Origin of the sequence: Allobosea sp. BK604, from assembly GCF_004341515.1 — a bacterium.
Taxonomy (GTDB): Bacteria; Pseudomonadota; Alphaproteobacteria; order Rhizobiales; family Beijerinckiaceae; genus Allobosea.
Genome location: NZ_SLZF01000001.1, coordinates 1036931 through 1052295, shown reverse-complemented (window position 1 = coordinate 1052295; position 15365 = coordinate 1036931). Strand labels below are relative to the sequence as shown.

The following is a 15365-nucleotide window of genomic DNA, read 5'->3' as shown; positions in this document are numbered from 1 at the left end:
GCAATTGAGGGATGGAATACCCGCATCGCTATTGCCGATGCCGGGGGAAAAGCCGGCAGGAGCCCGATGGCGAGGTCATAACCTTCTCTCATAGGCGCCGCTCATGCCTGTCACCCGTTCTCCCTCGATGCGAAGCAAGCTATTCGTGCCGGGCTCCCGGCCGGAGCTCTTCGACAAGGCGTGGAACTCGGCGGCCGATGCGATCTCCTTCGATCTCGAGGACGCCGTCGCCGCCGACCGCAAGGCGGAAGCGCGCGAGCATGTCGCCCAGTCGCTCTCGGAGCATGTCGACCACGCCAAGATCGCCATCGTCCGGGTCAATCCCTGGGGCGAGGAGCTGTTCGATGACGATATGGAGGCGGTGGTTCGGCCGGGCCTCGACATCGTCAACCTGCCGAAGATCGAGAGTGCCGAGCCGATCGTCGAGACGGTGCGCCTGCTCGAGCGGCTGGAGCGCGAGCAAGGGATCGCCCGGCCGATCGGTATACTCGCCAATATCGAGACGCCGCGCGGGCTGCGCATGGCCGCAGAGATCGCGCTCGCCGACGAGCGTGTGATCGGGCTGCAGCTCGGCTTCGGCGACCTGTTCGAGCCGCTGGCGATCGAGCGGAGCCCGGCCGCCCTCCTGCCGGTGCGGCTGAAGGTGCGGTTCGCGGCGGCCGAGGCCGGCATCGACGCCTATGACGGCGCCTTCGTCGCGGTCTCGGATGGCGAGGCCTATCGCGCCGATGCCGAGGCGGCGCGCGCGCTCGGCCTTGCCGGCAAGAGCTGCGTCCATCCCAACCAGATCGCGATCGCCAACGCGGTCTTCTTCCCCCGCCCGGCGGAAATCGAGAATGCGCGGCGCATCGTCGACAAAGCGGACGAGATGCTGGCGCGTGGCGTCGGCGCCTTCACCGTCGACGGCGTGATGGCGGACGGTCCCTTCATCGACCGCGCCCGCGCCGTGCTCAAGCTCGCCCAATCGGCAGGACAGCATGTCTGAGACCACGACCACCACCAATGCGCCGGCCGCGGCCAAGGGGCCGCTCGAGGGCCTGCGCGTCATCGACTGCGCCACGCTCTTCGCCGGGCCGATCATCTCGACCCTGATGGGCGATTTCGGTGCCGACGTCATCAAGATCGAGCACCCGAGTGGCGATCCCTTGCGCAACATGGGCGCCAAGAAGGACGGCCACGGCCTGTGGTGGAAGACGACGGCACGCAACAAGCGCTGCATCGCGCTCGACCTCAAGGCCTCTGCCGATGCCGAGATTTTCAAGGCGCTCGTCGCCGATGCCGATATCCTCGTCGAGAATTTCCGCACCGGCACGCTGGAGAGCTGGGGCCTCGGCTGGGATGTGCTGTCGCAGATCAACCCGCGCCTCGTGATGGTGCGGGTGACCGGCTTCGGCCAGACCGGCCCCTATAACCGCCGCGCCGGCTTCGGCACCCTGGCCGAGGCGATGTCGGGCTTTGCCCATATCACCGGCCAGCCCGATGGTCCGCCGACCCTGCCGCCCTTCGGCCTCGCCGACGGCATCGCCGCCTATTACGGCTGCTTCGCCTCGATGTTCGCGATCTACGAGCGCGATGTCCGCGGCAGCGGCAAGGGCCAGTATATCGACCTCGCCATCTACGAGCCGATCTTCGCGCTGCTCGGCCCGCAGCCGATCATCTTCGATCAGCTCGGCGTGATCCAGAACCGCACCGGCAACCGCTCGGTCAACAATGCGCCGCGCAATGCCTATCGCACCCGCGACAATCGCTGGGTCGCGCTCTCGGCGGCGGCACCGAGCATTGTCAGGCGCGTGCTCGACCTGACCGGCGGGCCCGGCACGGCCAACGACCCGCGCTTCCAGACCAATCTCGACCGCATCAAGCATGTCGAGGAGATCGATGCGATCGTCGGCGGCTGGATCGGCCGGCATGATCTCGACGAGGTTCTGGAGACCTTTGAGCGGGTCGAGGCGGCGATCGCGCCGATCTACGATATCGAGCAGATCTTCGACGACCCGCAATATGTCGCGCGCAAGTCCGTCGTCGCCGTGCCGGACGAGGATCTCGGGCCGGTCCGGATGCAGAATGTCTTCCCGGTCATGTCGCGCACCCCCGGCGCGATCCGGCGTACCGGCGGCAGGGTCGACCAGCATCGCGAGGAGATCCTCGAGGAGTTGCGTGCGGCCGGCAGGCTGCCGGCGCTGAACGTCGAGGCGGAGGGCAAGTAGATGAACCGCGTCTGGCGCCCGAGCTCGGACAATCCCCGCGACTTCGTCGGCTATGGCCGCAAGCGGCCGGACCCGCGCTGGCCCGGCAAGGCGCGGATCGCGGTCAATTTCGCGATCAACTACGAGGAAGGCTCGGAATATAGCGTGCCTGATGGCAGCGGGCGCACGGAGCTCGGCCTGGCCGAAGCGCCCGGTGGGCGCGTTCCGGCAGGGCAGCGCGACCTCGCCTTCGAGACCATGTACGAATATGGCAGCCGCGTCGGCATCTGGCGGCTGTTCCAGATCTTCCAGGAACGCGAATTGCCGGCGACGCTGTTTGGCTGCGCCGTCGCGCTGGAGCGCAATCTCGACGTCGCCGAGGCTTTCGCGGCCTCCAATTTCGATCTCTGCTGCCATGGCTGGCGCTGGGAGGAGCACTTTCGCCTGAGCGAGGACGAGGAGCGCGAGCGCATCGCGCAGGCCATCTCTTCGCTGAAGCGCACCACCGGCGAGCGGCCGCTCGGCTGGTATTGCCGCTTCGGACCGAGCGAGAATACCCGCCGCCTGCTCGTGGAGGAGGGCGGCTTCCTCTACGATTCCGACGCCTATAACGACGAGCTGCCCTATTGGGTCGAGGTCTCCGGTCGGAACCATCTCATCGTGCCCTATACGATGGATGCCAATGACGGGAAGTTCGCGGCTCCCTCCGGCTTCTCGTCGCCCGACGATTTCGAAAGCTATCTCAAGGCGACCTTCGACCAGCTCTATGAGGAAGGTGCCGAGCGGCCCGGCCTGATGTCGGTCGGCCTGCATCCGCGCATCACCGGCCGGCCGGCGCGGGCCCGCGCCCTCGCCAATGTCCTCGACCATATCCTGAAACATGACCGCGTCTGGGTCTGCGGGCGTCTCGACGTCGCGCAACACTGGCACGCGCAGCATCCGCCCTCCGAGACCGACCGATGAGCACGACCGTCACGAAACCCTGGGACGAATTCCTGACCGAGGCCGACCGCGCCGTGCTGGCGCGCGGCCGTTTCGCCCAGCGCATGGGCTTCGGCGCCAAGCCGGCCATCGTGGTCATCGACGCGCAGCGCTACATGGTCGGCGAGCGCGGCATCCGCAACGAGCGCTATCCCTCCTCCTGCGGCGAGATCGGCTGGGCCGCGGTCGATCGGATCGCCGCGATCCTGGATGCGGGCCGCGCCGCTGGCGTACCGATCTTCCTGACCCGCTTTGCGCTCGACGAGAGCGGTAATGATATCGGCGTCTACGGCCGCAAGCGCGCCTTCATGAAGGAGCGCGACGACTGGTGCATCGACGGCACTGAAGGCGCCGAGCTGCTGCCGGAGGTCGGGCCGAAGCCGGGCGATATCGTCTTCGTCAAGAAGAAGCCGAGCGGCTTCCACGGCACGCCGCTGCTCGGCTACCTGATCGAGCGCAATATCGACACGGTCATCGTGCTCGGCGGCGCCACCAGCAATTGCGTGCGGGCCACGGTCTTCGACGCCGCCTCCTATAATTACCGCGCGATCGTGCCGGCCGACGCCGTCTTCGACCGGCTGCCTATCTCGCACGCGATCAGCCTCTTCGACATGGACCGGCAATTCGCCGACGTGACGGATTCGGCGGCGGTCATCGCCGAACTGCAGAACAACAGCAAAAGGGGATAACCAATGAAACGCTTCGCTTTGACGGCGCTCGCGCTCGCGGCGTCGACATTCGCCGCCCAGGCCCAGGAGACCTGGCGCATCGGCGCGCTCTACCCGCTGACCGGCAGCCTCGCGCTGCTCGGCAACGAGAACCTCAACGGCGCCCGCATCGCCGTCGACATGATCAACGAGAAGGGCGGTGTCGCCGGCAAGAAGGTCGAGCTCGTCCAGGGCGATGCCTCGACGCCCGACAAGGCGCAGTCCGAGGCCGAGCGCCTCGCCTCGCTGGAAAACCTGCAGATCATCACCGGCACCTATTCGAGCGGCCTGTCCTATGCCGCGAGCCAGGTGGTCGAGCGCCGCGGCGGGCTCTACTGGGAGACCGGCGGCATTGCCGACGGCCTGACCAAGCGCGGCTTCAACGGCTATTTCCGCATCGTCTTCACCGCCAGCTCGAACGGCCAGCTCGCGGCGAACATCGCCTCCAGCCTGATCGCGCCGAAGCTGGGCAAGAAGCCGTCCGAGCTCACTGTGCTCGTCGTGCACGAGGATTCCGATTACGGCACGTCCGTCGCGACCGCCGCCGAGACCAAGGCGAAGGAGCTCGGCTTCAAGGTCTCCGGCCGGCTGCCCTACAAGGCCTCGACCACCGATCTCGCGCCGCTCGTCCTGCGCATGAAGGCGGCGGGCGCCGACATCGTCATCGCCTCGTCCTATGCGAATGATGCGCTCCTGATCCAGCGCCAGATGAAACAGCTCGGCGTCAATGTCGGCGCCTTCATCGGCACTGGCGGCATCTATGGCCTGCCGAGCTTCGGCGAGGGCCTGGGCTCGGCCGTCAACGGCATTTTCGACACCGAGGGCTCGGCTGCGATCAACCCGGCTTCGCTCTCCGAGGAGGCACGCACGCTGCTCGCCGATTTCCAGAAGCGCTTCCAGGCCAGCCAGGGCAAGCCGCCTTCCTATGTCGGCACGCAGGGCTTCGTCGGCACCTATATCCTGCTCGACAAGGTGCTGCGCACCGCCGGCGCCGCCGATCCGGCCAAGCTGAAGGCCGCCGCGCTCGCACTCGACATCCCGATGGGCGGCACCTCGCTCGGCTGGGGCGTCAAGTTCGCTCCTCCCGGCAACGAGATGCAGGGCCAGAACGAGCGCGCCTTCCCGGTCGCGCAGCAATGGCAGGACGGCAAGCTCGTCGTCGTCGCGCCGGAGAACGTGAAGACGGCGGACCCCGTGCTGGTGCCGCTGCCGGCCTGGGACAAGCGCTGACGCAGCCGCGGCGGCCGGCAGTCCCGGTCGCCGCCTTAAACCGGACAAGAGATGCTCGACATCCTTCCCCAATTGCTGGTCTCGGGCCTGCTGATCGGCGGCGTCTACGGATTGCTGTCGATCGGCCTGACCCTGATCTTCGGCGTCCTGCGCATCGTCAATTTCGCGCAGGGCGAATTCATCATGCTCGCGATGTTCGGCGCCTTCTGGCTGCATGCGCTCTGGGGCATCGACCCCTATCTCTCGATCTTCCTGGTCACGCCGATCGTGTTCGGTCTCGGGCTGCTGACCGAGCGGGTGGTGATCAAGCCGATCCTGCACGCGCCGCACGCGATGCAGATTTTCGCGACCTTCGGCCTGTCGGTGATCCTGCAGAATATCGCGCTGACCTTCTGGGGTCCGGATTACCGCTCGGTCCAGACCGAATACGCCTCGCAATCGTTCATCGTCGGCAATGTCGCGATCTCCGCAACCTCGCTCTACGCCTTCATTGTCGCCTTCGTGATGGCGGCAATCCTGATCGCCTTCCTGCAATTCTCGCGTGACGGCAAGGCTTTGCGCGCCATGGTGCAGAACCGCTACGCCGCCTCGCTGATGGGCGTGAATACCGAGCGGCTGAACCGGCTCGCCTTCGGTGCCGGCGTCGCCTGTGCGGCGGTCGCGGGCTGCATCCTGACGCCGATCTACTACACCTTCCCGACCGCCGGCGTGGACCTGATCATCACCGCCTTCGTCGTCGTCGTGCTCGGGGGGCTCGGCAGCGTCGCCGGCGCCATGGTCGGCGGGCTGATCATCGGTGTCACCCAGACGCTGACCGGCTTCTTCATCTCGGTCGAGCTCAAGGACGTGATCGCGCTCGTGCTCTTCATCCTGATCCTGCTCATTCGTCCGCAGGGACTGTTCGGCCGCGCCGGCATGGAAGAGGTCGGCACGAAATGAGCAACCTGTTCAACGACTACTATCTCAACATCCTGGTGATGACCTGCCTCTGGGCGGCGCTTTCCGGCGCGTGGAACCTGATGGCTGGCTATGGCGGGCTGGTCTCGCTCGGGCAATCGGCCTTCTTCGGCATCGGCGCCTACATCACCGCGATCGTCTACACGAAATATGGCGTCTCGCCCTGGTTCGGGCTGATCGCCGGCGTGATCGTCACGACCGGGCTCGCGGTGGTGATTAGCTGGCCCTGCTTCCGGCTGCGCGGCGCCTTTTTCTCGCTGGCGACGCTGGTCTTCCCGATCGCCATGGAGATCGTCGCCAATAACTGGAGCGATCTCACCCGTGGTCCGAGCGGCATCGCGATCCCGTTCCGGCCCGGGCTCGACACCTTCATGTTCTCCTCGCGCTGGGCCTACCTGATCGCCGCCTTCATCCTGATGATGATCGTCTACGGCATCACGCGCTGGATGCATCGCGGCAAGCTTGGGCTCTACCTCATCGCCGTGCGCGACGACGAGGCGACGGCGCAGAGCATGGGCATCAACACGGTCAAGGTGAAGCTGATCGTCACCATGATGAGCGCAGCGCTGACGGCGGTCGGCGGCTTCTTCTACGCGCAGTACATTCTGTTCCTGGATCCGCCGAGCGTGTTCTCGATCAACATCTCCGTGCAGATCGCGCTGCTCAGCATCATCGGCGGGCTCGGCACACCGCTCGGCCCGATCGTCGGCTCGCTGGTGATGACGCCGCTCGACGGCGCGCTCAGCCAGTTCTTCGGCGGCGGACCGCGCCTGCTGATCTACGGCGTCGCGCTGCTCGGGGCTGTCCTGCTCGCGCCGAAGGGGATTGTCGGCACGGTGAAGGCATGGCGGCGCAAATGACCGGATTGTCGCAAGCAGCCGCCATGGGCGGAGAGCTGATGCGCGCGAGCGGACTGGTGCGTCGCTTCGGCGGGCTCGTCGCAGTCAACGAGGTTTCGTTCACCGTCGCCGACCGCGAGATCGTCGGGCTGATCGGCCCGAACGGCGCCGGCAAGACCTCGCTGTTCAATATCCTCAGCGGCCAGCTCAAGCCCGACTCGGGCTCTGTCAGCTTCGCCGGCAAGGACATGACTGGCGCCTCGGCGACGCTCTGCGCACGCGCCGGCATCGGCCGCACCTTCCAGATCGTCAAGCCGCTGACCAGCCTCACCGTGCACGAGAACGTCACGGTCGGCGCGCTGCTGCATCATCCGCTCGCGGCTGCGCGCGACAAGGCGGCGGAGATCATAAGGCGGGTCGGCATGGGCCCGCTGCTCGACCAGCAGGCCGGCAGCCTGACGCTCGAATCGCGCAAGCGGCTCGAACTCGCTCGCGCGCTCTCGATCGAGCCGAAGATCCTGCTGCTCGACGAGATCCTGGCCGGGCTCAATGCCTCGGAGATCAATGAGAGCATCCACCTGATCCGCAGCTTCGCCCATGACGACGGGCTCGCGGTGATCATGATCGAGCACAACCTGCACGCCGTGATGTCGCTCGCCGACAAGGTCGTCGTGCTCGATTACGGCCGCAAGATCGCCGAGGGCAAGCCCGAGGAGGTCGTGCGCAACCCCGCGGTGGTGGCCGCCTATCTCGGGAGCGACGATTGATGGCGCTCGACATCTCCGATCTCGTCGCCGGCTATGGCGACATCACCGTGCTGCGCGGCGTGACCTGCTCGGTGCCGGCCCAAGGCGTGGTCGCGCTGCTCGGCGCCAACGGGGCCGGCAAGACCACGACGCTCAACGCGATCTCAGGCCTGCAGGCCAGCGTCAGCAGCGGCACGATCAAGCTCGAAGGCACCGACATCACCCGCATGCCGGCACATGAGCGGGTCGAGGCCGGAATCGCCCATGTGCCGCAGGGGCGCCAGCTCTTCGCCTTCATGAGCGTGCGCGACAATCTCGAGCTCGGCAGCTATGCACCGCGGGCGAGGGGGCATGAGAAGGATGTGCTCGACTGGGTCTTCGGCATCTTCCCACGGTTGAAGGAGCGTCTCTCGCAGCAGGCCGGCTCGCTCTCCGGCGGCGAGCAGCAGATGTGCGCGATCGCGCGCGGGCTGATGTCGAAGCCGCGCTATCTGCTGCTGGACGAGCCGTCGCTCGGCCTGGCGCCGATCGTGGTCAAGCAGGTCATGTCTGTGATCGGGCAGATCGCGGCGCAGGGCATCGGTGTCCTGCTGGTCGAGCAGAATGTCGCGCTGGCGCTGAAACAGGCGCAATACGCCTATGTGCTCGAGCATTCGGAAATCACCATCCAGGGGCCGGCCGCCGAGCTCCAGGACGATGACCGGGTCAGGAAGGCCTATCTCGGCCTCTGACCGAACCTTGCCACGCAGTCAGCTTTCGAAAGGAAACCGCCATGGACCTTCAGCTTGCGGGCAAGGTGGCGCTGGTGACCGGCGCCAGCGTCGGACTCGGGCGCGCCATCGCGCAGATCCTCGCGGATGAGGGCTGCCGCCTCGTCGTCGTCGCCCGCCGCGAGGAGCGGCTGCAGAAGGCCGCCGACGAGATCGCGGCCTCCGGCCATGAGCGGCCGCTGGTGATCGCTGCCGATATCACCGAACGCGATGCGGCCGAGCGGATCAGGGATCAGGTCCTGGCGGCATTTGGCCGGCTCGACATCCTCGTCAACAATGCCGGCGGCTCGCGCCCCTTCGACGGGCTCGGCACGCGCGAGCAATGGGACGAGGCGATGGCGCTGAACTTCCATGCCGGGCGCGACCTCGCCCATGCCTTCGTGCCGACCATGCAGTCGCAGCAATTCGGCCGCATCATCAACCTGACCGGCGGCGATGAGCCGGTGGCGCTGAATGGCGGCGTCCCGCCCAATGGCGCGACCCATATCTGGGCGAAGTCGCTCTCACGCGTCGTCGGCAAGGACGGCATCACGGTGAACTCGATCCCGCCCGGCCGGCTGCATTCCGAGCAGATCGACCAGCGTCTGCTGCCGAGCGAGGAGGCCCAGCGCCAATGGGTCGCCGAGAATTGCCCTGCCGGCTATATCGGAGAGCCGGAAGATCTCGCCGTGCTCGTCGCCTTCCTGTCCTCGCCCCGCGCCCGCTACATCACAGGCCAGGTGATCCATGTCGATGGTGGGGCGCGGCGCTTCTCGCATTGAGGCAGGTCGGCCTGCTCCCCGGCCGGGGGTGAGGCCCGGTTAGACCGGGCCTCGGCGCGGGATCAGTAATCCATGCCGGCGCCCGCCGGCATGGCAGGTGCTGTTTCCTTCTTCGGCAACTCGGCCACGAGGGCTTCGGTGGTGATCAGCAGCGAGGCGATCGAGGCTGCATCCTGCAGCGCGGTGCGCACGACCTTGGCCGGGTCGATCACGCCATTCGCCACCATGTCCTGGTATTCGCCGGTTGCGGCGTTGTAGCCCCAGTTATAGTCGTCCTTCTCGATCAGCTTGCCGACGATGATCGAGCCGTCGGCGCCGGCATTCTCGATGATCTGCCGCGCGGGGGCCTGCAGCGCGCGGCGCACGATCTCGACCCCGGTCTTCTGGTCGGCATTGCCGGGCTTCACGGCGGCGAGCACCTTGAGCGCGCGCAGCAGCGGCACGCCGCCGCCCGGCAGGATGCCTTCCTCGACCGCGGCGCGCGTGGCATGCATGGCGTCGTCGACGCGATCCTTCTTCTCCTTGACCTCGATTTCGGTCGCGCCGCCGACGCGGATGACCGCGACGCCGCCGGCGAGCTTGGCCAGGCGCTCCTGCAGCTTCTCGCGGTCGTAATCGGAGGTGGTCTCCTCGATCTGCGCCCTGAGCTGCGCGACGCGCGCCTGGATATCCTTCTTCCGGCCGGCGCCGTCGATGATCGTGGTGGTCTCCTTCTCGATCTCCACCCGCTTGGCACGGCCGAGCATCTGCAGGGTCACGGTTTCGAGCTTGATGCCGAGATCCTCGCTGACGGCGGTGCCGCCGGTGAGAATGGCGATATCCTCGAGCATGGCCTTGCGCCGGTCGCCAAAGCCCGGCGCCTTGACGGCGGCGACCTTCAGGCCGCCGCGCAGCTTGTTGACGACGAGCGTCGCGAGGGCCTCGCCTTCCACATCCTCGGCGATGATCAGTAACGGCCGGCCGGTCTGCACGACCGCTTCGAGCAGCGGCAGCATGGTCTGGAGCGAGGAAAGCTTCTTCTCGTGGATGAGGATATAGGCGTCCTCGAGCTCGGCCCGCATCTTCTCCGCGTTGGTGACGAAATAGGGCGAGATATAGCCGCGGTCGAATTGCATGCCCTCGACCACGTCGAGCTCGACCGCGAGCGATTTCGCTTCCTCGACGGTGATGACGCCCTCGTTGCCGACCTTCTTCATCGCCTCGGCGATCATCCGGCCGATCTCGGTGTCGCCATTGGCCGAGATGGTGCCGATCTGCGCGATCTCGCTATTGGCCGTGACCTTCTTGGCGTTCTTCCGGAAATCCGCGACCACGGCCTCGACGGCGAGATCGATGCCGCGCTTCAGGTCCATCGGGTTCATGCCGGCGGCAACCGCCTTGGCGCCCTCGCGGACGATGGCATGGGCGAGCACCGTCGCGGTCGTCGTGCCGTCGCCGGCGGCGTCATGCTGTTTCGAGGCGACCTCGCGCACCATCTGGGCGCCCATGTTCTCGAACTTGTCGGCGAGCTCGATTTCCTTGGCGACGGCGACGCCGTCCTTGGTGATGCGCGGGGCGCCGAAGCTCTTCTCGATCACGACATTGCGGCCCTTCGGTCCGAGCGTGACCCTGACGGCGTTGGCGAGGACATCGATGCCGCGCAGCATCTTCTCGCGCGCTTCCGTTGAGAACTTCACTTCCTTGGCGGGCATGATCAGGTCCTCCCAGTGTGGCTACACTGGCTCGGCAGCGGAGGGGCATGCGTACTCGGCCCGCCTTCCGGCCTGCCTCGCCTGTCTCGAACAGGCCAAGGATATCTCTCTTTCTGCCGAAGCGAAAACGAGAGAGGCAGGCCCCGCTTCACGCAGGGCCTGCCTCGGTTGGTCCGGATGATTGGTCGGCTGCCTTCAGGCAGCCGGCTTGAGCTCTGCCAGGGCGGGCTCGCCCTGAGGCAGGCCGCTCAGGCGGCCCGTGATTCCAGGCTGCGGGTACCGACGGTGCGGAACCGCACGTCATCATCGATGAAGCTCTTCTCCGGGAAACCCGCCTCATTTGAGCCGAAGGGCATCTGCGCGGTGAGCTTCCAGGACGCGGGAATGTTCCATGTCTTGGCGGTCTCCGCGTCAACGAGCGGATGGTAGTGCTGAAGGCTCGCGCCGATGCCAGCGTCGGCAAGCGTGGACCACACCGCCAACTGCGCCATGCCGGTCGAATGCTCGGACCAGATCGGGAAGTTGTGCGCGTAGAGCGGGAAATTGTCCTGGAGGGCCTTAACCGGCCCCTGATCCTCGTAGAACAGCACCGTCCCAGCGCCGCTGGCGAAACCGTCGATCTTCTTGCTCGTCGCGGCGAAATCGGCGGCAGGCACGATCGCGCGGAGGGCTTCCCTGGCGATGTTCCAGAACCTGTCGCTCTCCTCGCCGAAGAGAATGACGGCGCGGGAGCTCTGCGAGTTGAAGCTGGAGGGCGAGTGGCGGATCGCCTCCCTGATCAGGGCATCCACCTGCGCTTCCGGGAGCGGCAGAGTCTTGCCGAGCGCATATTGCGTGCGGCGCTTCTTGAGCTTGTCGAGCATGGCATCCTCATGTCTGAACGCGTGTCACGGTCGCGGACCGATGAGACGGGGCGCTTTCTCGGAGCGCCTCCCAGGGCGCCCTTCCTGTGAAAGCGAGATTTGATGAGGAAGAGGTAGCGGTTCACTTGTTGCGCCGGAATGCCCATATTGGGCACCAGACTGTTGCTCATCCAGGAACGCAAGATGTCCGAGATCGACGATATCCGGAGCTTCATCGCCGTGGTCGAGACGGGCGGCTTCGGCCGCGCGGGCAAGAGTCTCGGCCTGTCGAAATCGATCGTCAGCCGACGCATCGCCCGGCTGGAGGAAGATCTCGGCACGCGCCTGCTCAGCCGTACCACGCGCGGGGTCGCTCCAACCGAGGCTGGCATCGAGTTCAAGGCGCGGGGCGAGCGCATTCTGGCCGATCTCGTCGAGGCGCGCGAAGCGGTCGCGCAGCAGGCGGGCGGCGTGGCGGGACGCTTGCGCCTGTCGATGCCGCTCGGCTTCGGCATCAAGCATGTGGCGCCGGTGCTGGCCGAGCTCGCAAGCCGCCATCCCAAGCTGGAACTCGATGTCGACGCGAGCGACCGGCGCGTCGACCTGATCGGGGAGCGCTTCGACGCGGCGATCCGGCTGGGCACGCTGAAGGATTCGAGCCTGGTCGCGCGGCGTATCGCGCCGATCTATACCAGCCTCCTTGCAAGTCCCGACTATATCGCGCGCCGTGGCCGGCCGGCCTCGCCGCTGGATCTCGCGCAGTACGAATGCCTGGTCCATAGCGGCGCTAGCTCGCCGGACTGGCTGTTCCGCATCAATCAACGCTGGGTTCCGGTCAGGCCGAGCGGCCGGCTCCGCTCGGATAGTGGCGAGACCCTGATGCAATGGGCCATCGCCGGGCACGGCATCGTGGCGCTGCCGAATTTCATGGCGTCGGAGGCGATCCGCAGCGGCGCCTTGCAGCATCTGCTCTGGGAATTCCCAATGCCGGAGCAGGGGCTGTTCGTCGTGCGGCCACCCGGCGCCTATGTACCCGGCAAGGTGCGTGTGCTGATCGACCTGCTCGTCGAGCGCTTCGGTGGCGAGCCTTATTGGGACGATTGCCAGATGGCAGCGCGCCAGCGCGGCATCGACCTCACCGATCCAGCCGGGACCAGGCGCCTCAGGCAGATCGCGGAGGGCGAACATCAGCCGGCGTGATCTTCGACATCACGGTATTTCGCGTGGCTTTGGACGCGATGCCGGCCAGTCTCGTCGCGGTCCTCGATGGAGATCGCGATGCTGCTCGTCGGAATGCTCGATAGTCCCTATGTGCGGCGCGCCGCCATCACCGGAACCCTGCTCGGCGTGGCGTTCGAGCACCGCTCGGTCTCGGTGTTCCGCCACATGGACGAGTTCCGGAAGATCAATCCGCTGATCAAGGCGCCCAGCCTGATCTGCGACGACGGGGCGATGATCTGCGAGTCGCTGCTGATCATCCAGCATTTCGAGGATGTCGCGGGCAGGAGCCTGCGGCCGCTCGAGCCCGGCGCGCGCAACCGCGACCTGTCGCTCACCGGCATCGCCATCGTGGCGGCCGACAAGGCGGTCGGGATCGAGTACGAGCGCAAGAGGCCGGAGGCGCAGCGCTATGCGCCCTGGCAGGAGCGCATCGCGACGCAGCTCCATACCGCGCTCGACCTGCTCGACCAGGCGGCGGTTCGCGGTGAGATCGGCTCCGGGCCCGAGCTCTGGCCGGGCGATATCGCGGCCGCGATCGCCTGGGGTTTCTGCCAGTTCGTGATCCCTGACTATGTCGAGAAGGGCCGCTGGCCGGCGCTCGCCGCGCAAGCCGAGGCCTGCGAGGCGCTCGACGTGTTCAAGCGCTGGCCGATCGACCTGGAATAGCCGCCAGACTCAGTTCTGCACGAAATTCGTCGGCAGCGGCCTCACCGCCGGGCCGGAGAAGCTGCCGGTCTTGGCGTCGCTGGGATCGGCATGGCTGAAGCCGAGCGCGGCGGCGGGCGCGGGACCCTGGACCCAGCCCGGTGGCAACTGGTTGCCTGCCCTGGCGCGAGCGGTCGCGACGGTGACGCTGCGGCCTTCAGGCGGCGGGCTGGTGCGCGCCACGGTGGCGAAGAGCGAATCGAGCCCCGTGCGGTCGGCATCGTATTGCGCGACGATCGGCGTCGTCGCATGGGCGCTGCTCGCGCTGGCGGGCGCGCCAGGAGCGCGCGGCCGTTCCGGTGGCAGCGGATGGTTGACGGCGACGAGCCGGCCCATGGTTTCCGGCGCATCGCTGGCGTTGCGCGGCTCGGCCAGCGCGAGGCTGACGAGGGCGGCCGGGCGCGCGGGCGGCAGCGGCGCATCGACCGGGCGGCCGGCGACGAGGGAATTGACCAGCGTGGTCATCTCGCCCGGGCGCGGCGGCGGAAGCGAGGCGAGCACCAGTCTCTGCTCCTCGCCGGGCCGCAGGGAACCGGGCGCGAAGGCGAGCGCGCCGCCTTGCGACAGGGCGGCGAGCTGCACCGCCTCGCCCTGCTGCTGCAGCGCGGGCAGGCTGTTCGGACGCGCTAGCGGGATCGGCGCGTCGATCAGCTTGGGCTTGTTGTCCTGCGGGGCTGCGGCCGGAGCGGGCGGCGCGGCGGCAAGCGAGGCGACCTGCGGCTCCTGCGGCTGCACCGTGGTCGAGCGCTGCGAGCGCTCGCGGACGAGCGAGCGCGTCGTCGGCTCGGGTTCGGGCGCCGCCGCTGCGACGGCGAAGCGGCCGCCATCGGAGGAGTTGCTGTCGGTGTAGCTCGGGCTATTGCTGGCGTAGGTCATGACCGCCGGCTGCTGCTTGGGTCCGCCACGGCGACCGCGTGTCGGCCTGGCATCCTCTTCCTCGTCATCGCCGCCGAAGAGCGAGGCCCAGAGGCTCTTGCGGCCGGAGGAGATCACCGCGCCCTCGTCGAGATCGGCGGCGGCGTAGCCGGCAACGGCGCCGCCGCGGGCCAGGATATCGGCCTTGGCGAGCTCATAGCCGCCGAGCGGGTGGCCGTCGGCCGGCAAATGCACGGTCTTCTCGTCGGGGAAGAGCCGCACGAGCTGGTCGCGGGTCATGCGCGGCCAGGAGCGGACCGAGCCGGCATCGAGATGGACGAAGGGCGTGTGTGCGCCGGGATAGAAGCCGACGCCACCGCGCTGCATGCGCATCGCCGCCTCGCGGATGCGAGCGGTCGAGGTGTCCGGCAAATAGAAATCCATCGCCTTGCCGAGCATGTGCTGGCTGTGCTTGGCGACGGCGCGCGAGCGTCGGCGCAGCATCGCATTGGTGCCGGGCGCGCGATAGGCGGAGACGACGTGGAACGGCTGCTCGGAGCCGACCGTGCGCTGGACCTCCCAGGCGAGATCGAACAGGCGCGGATCCATGCGGATCGGTTCGTCGGTGCGCCAGTCGCGCAGGGCCCAATTCAGCTTCTCCAGCCCCTCGGAAACATAGCGCCCGTCACGCTTGAAGGTGACTGTCGTCTCCTCCTTCGTGTGCATGTGCCGGATGGTGATGGTGCGCGTGTCGCCATTGGCGATGGCATTCTGCGTTCCGCGGACGCCGCAAATCAGCGCGACGAAGGCCAGCGCCATTGTGGCGCTCTGCCTTAATCCGGGCTTCACGCATGGCAGAAGCCGTCTCGGAATC

Annotated in this window: 15 protein-coding genes; 12 read left to right on the top strand and 3 right to left on the bottom strand. The window is 67.2% G+C overall.

All coding sequences use genetic code 11. The annotated features are described in order from the left end of the window. Positions 1-103 precede the first annotated feature (103 nt). The 10 genes from EV560_RS05115 to EV560_RS05070 are packed head-to-tail and all read left to right on the top strand — an operon-like array spanning position 104 to position 9177. Complete coding sequence (locus EV560_RS05115) at positions 104-985, top strand: HpcH/HpaI aldolase/citrate lyase family protein (protein ID WP_248311890.1); 882 nt, start codon at positions 104-106, stop codon at positions 983-985. After that, positions 978-2207, top strand: a complete 1230-nt coding sequence (locus tag EV560_RS05110; protein WP_131854596.1) for a CaiB/BaiF CoA transferase family protein — start codon at positions 978-980, stop codon at positions 2205-2207. Before EV560_RS05115 ends, EV560_RS05110 begins: the two co-directional genes overlap by 8 nt. After that, positions 2208-3149, top strand: coding sequence for an allantoinase PuuE (locus EV560_RS05105; protein ID WP_131854594.1), 942 nt, complete (start codon positions 2208-2210; stop codon positions 3147-3149). Beyond that, positions 3146-3856 carry a cysteine hydrolase family protein gene (locus EV560_RS05100; RefSeq protein ID WP_131854592.1) on the top strand — a complete coding sequence of 237 codons (711 nt, stop codon included), beginning with the start codon at positions 3146-3148 and terminating at the stop codon, positions 3854-3856. The genes EV560_RS05105 and EV560_RS05100 overlap by 4 nt, the downstream gene beginning before the upstream one ends. A 3-nt stretch (positions 3857-3859) precedes the next feature. Continuing rightward, positions 3860-5104, top strand: coding sequence for an ABC transporter substrate-binding protein (locus EV560_RS05095; RefSeq protein WP_131854590.1), 1245 nt, complete (start codon positions 3860-3862; stop codon positions 5102-5104). A 51-nt stretch (positions 5105-5155) separates the two neighbouring features. Continuing rightward, a complete protein-coding gene (locus tag EV560_RS05090) occupies positions 5156-6043 on the top strand; it encodes a branched-chain amino acid ABC transporter permease (protein WP_131854588.1) in 888 nt (295 codons plus the stop codon). Then, positions 6040-6921, top strand: coding sequence for a branched-chain amino acid ABC transporter permease (locus EV560_RS05085; RefSeq protein ID WP_131854586.1), 882 nt, complete (start codon positions 6040-6042; stop codon positions 6919-6921). The genes EV560_RS05090 and EV560_RS05085 overlap by 4 nt, the downstream gene beginning before the upstream one ends. Continuing rightward, entirely contained in the window at positions 6918-7667 is a 750-nt protein-coding gene (locus EV560_RS05080) for an ABC transporter ATP-binding protein (RefSeq protein WP_207907945.1), read from the top strand. Before EV560_RS05085 ends, EV560_RS05080 begins: the two co-directional genes overlap by 4 nt. Next, a complete protein-coding gene (locus EV560_RS05075) occupies positions 7667-8377 on the top strand; it encodes an ABC transporter ATP-binding protein (RefSeq protein WP_131854584.1) in 711 nt (236 codons plus the stop codon). The genes EV560_RS05080 and EV560_RS05075 overlap by 1 nt, the downstream gene beginning before the upstream one ends. A gap of 41 nt (positions 8378-8418) precedes the next feature. Further along, positions 8419-9177 carry an SDR family NAD(P)-dependent oxidoreductase gene (locus tag EV560_RS05070; RefSeq protein WP_131854582.1) on the top strand — a complete coding sequence of 253 codons (759 nt, stop codon included), beginning with the start codon at positions 8419-8421 and terminating at the stop codon, positions 9175-9177. Between the two features lie 62 nt (positions 9178-9239). Here the strand turns inward: EV560_RS05070 and groL are convergent, their stop codons facing one another. Beyond that, complete coding sequence (gene groL, locus EV560_RS05065; protein ID WP_131854580.1) at positions 9240-10868, bottom strand: chaperonin GroEL; 1629 nt, start codon at positions 10866-10868, stop codon at positions 9240-9242. 248 nt (positions 10869-11116) lie between these two features. Then, positions 11117-11731, bottom strand: a complete 615-nt coding sequence (locus EV560_RS05060; RefSeq protein WP_131854578.1) for a nitroreductase family protein — start codon at positions 11729-11731, stop codon at positions 11117-11119. 183 nt (positions 11732-11914) lie between these two features. Between EV560_RS05060 and EV560_RS05055 the strand changes: the two genes are divergently transcribed. Both EV560_RS05055 and EV560_RS05050 read left to right on the top strand, forming a co-directional pair. Next, entirely contained in the window at positions 11915-12910 is a 996-nt protein-coding gene (locus tag EV560_RS05055; protein ID WP_131854576.1) for a LysR family transcriptional regulator, read from the top strand. A gap of 78 nt (positions 12911-12988) precedes the next feature. Then, positions 12989-13597 carry a glutathione S-transferase family protein gene (locus tag EV560_RS05050; RefSeq protein WP_131854574.1) on the top strand — a complete coding sequence of 203 codons (609 nt, stop codon included), beginning with the start codon at positions 12989-12991 and terminating at the stop codon, positions 13595-13597. A 9-nt stretch (positions 13598-13606) separates the two neighbouring features. Here the strand turns inward: EV560_RS05050 and EV560_RS35995 are convergent, their stop codons facing one another. After that, entirely contained in the window at positions 13607-15310 is a 1704-nt protein-coding gene (locus EV560_RS35995) for a peptidoglycan L,D-endopeptidase MepK (RefSeq protein WP_207907944.1), read from the bottom strand. Positions 15311-15365 lie beyond the last annotated feature (55 nt).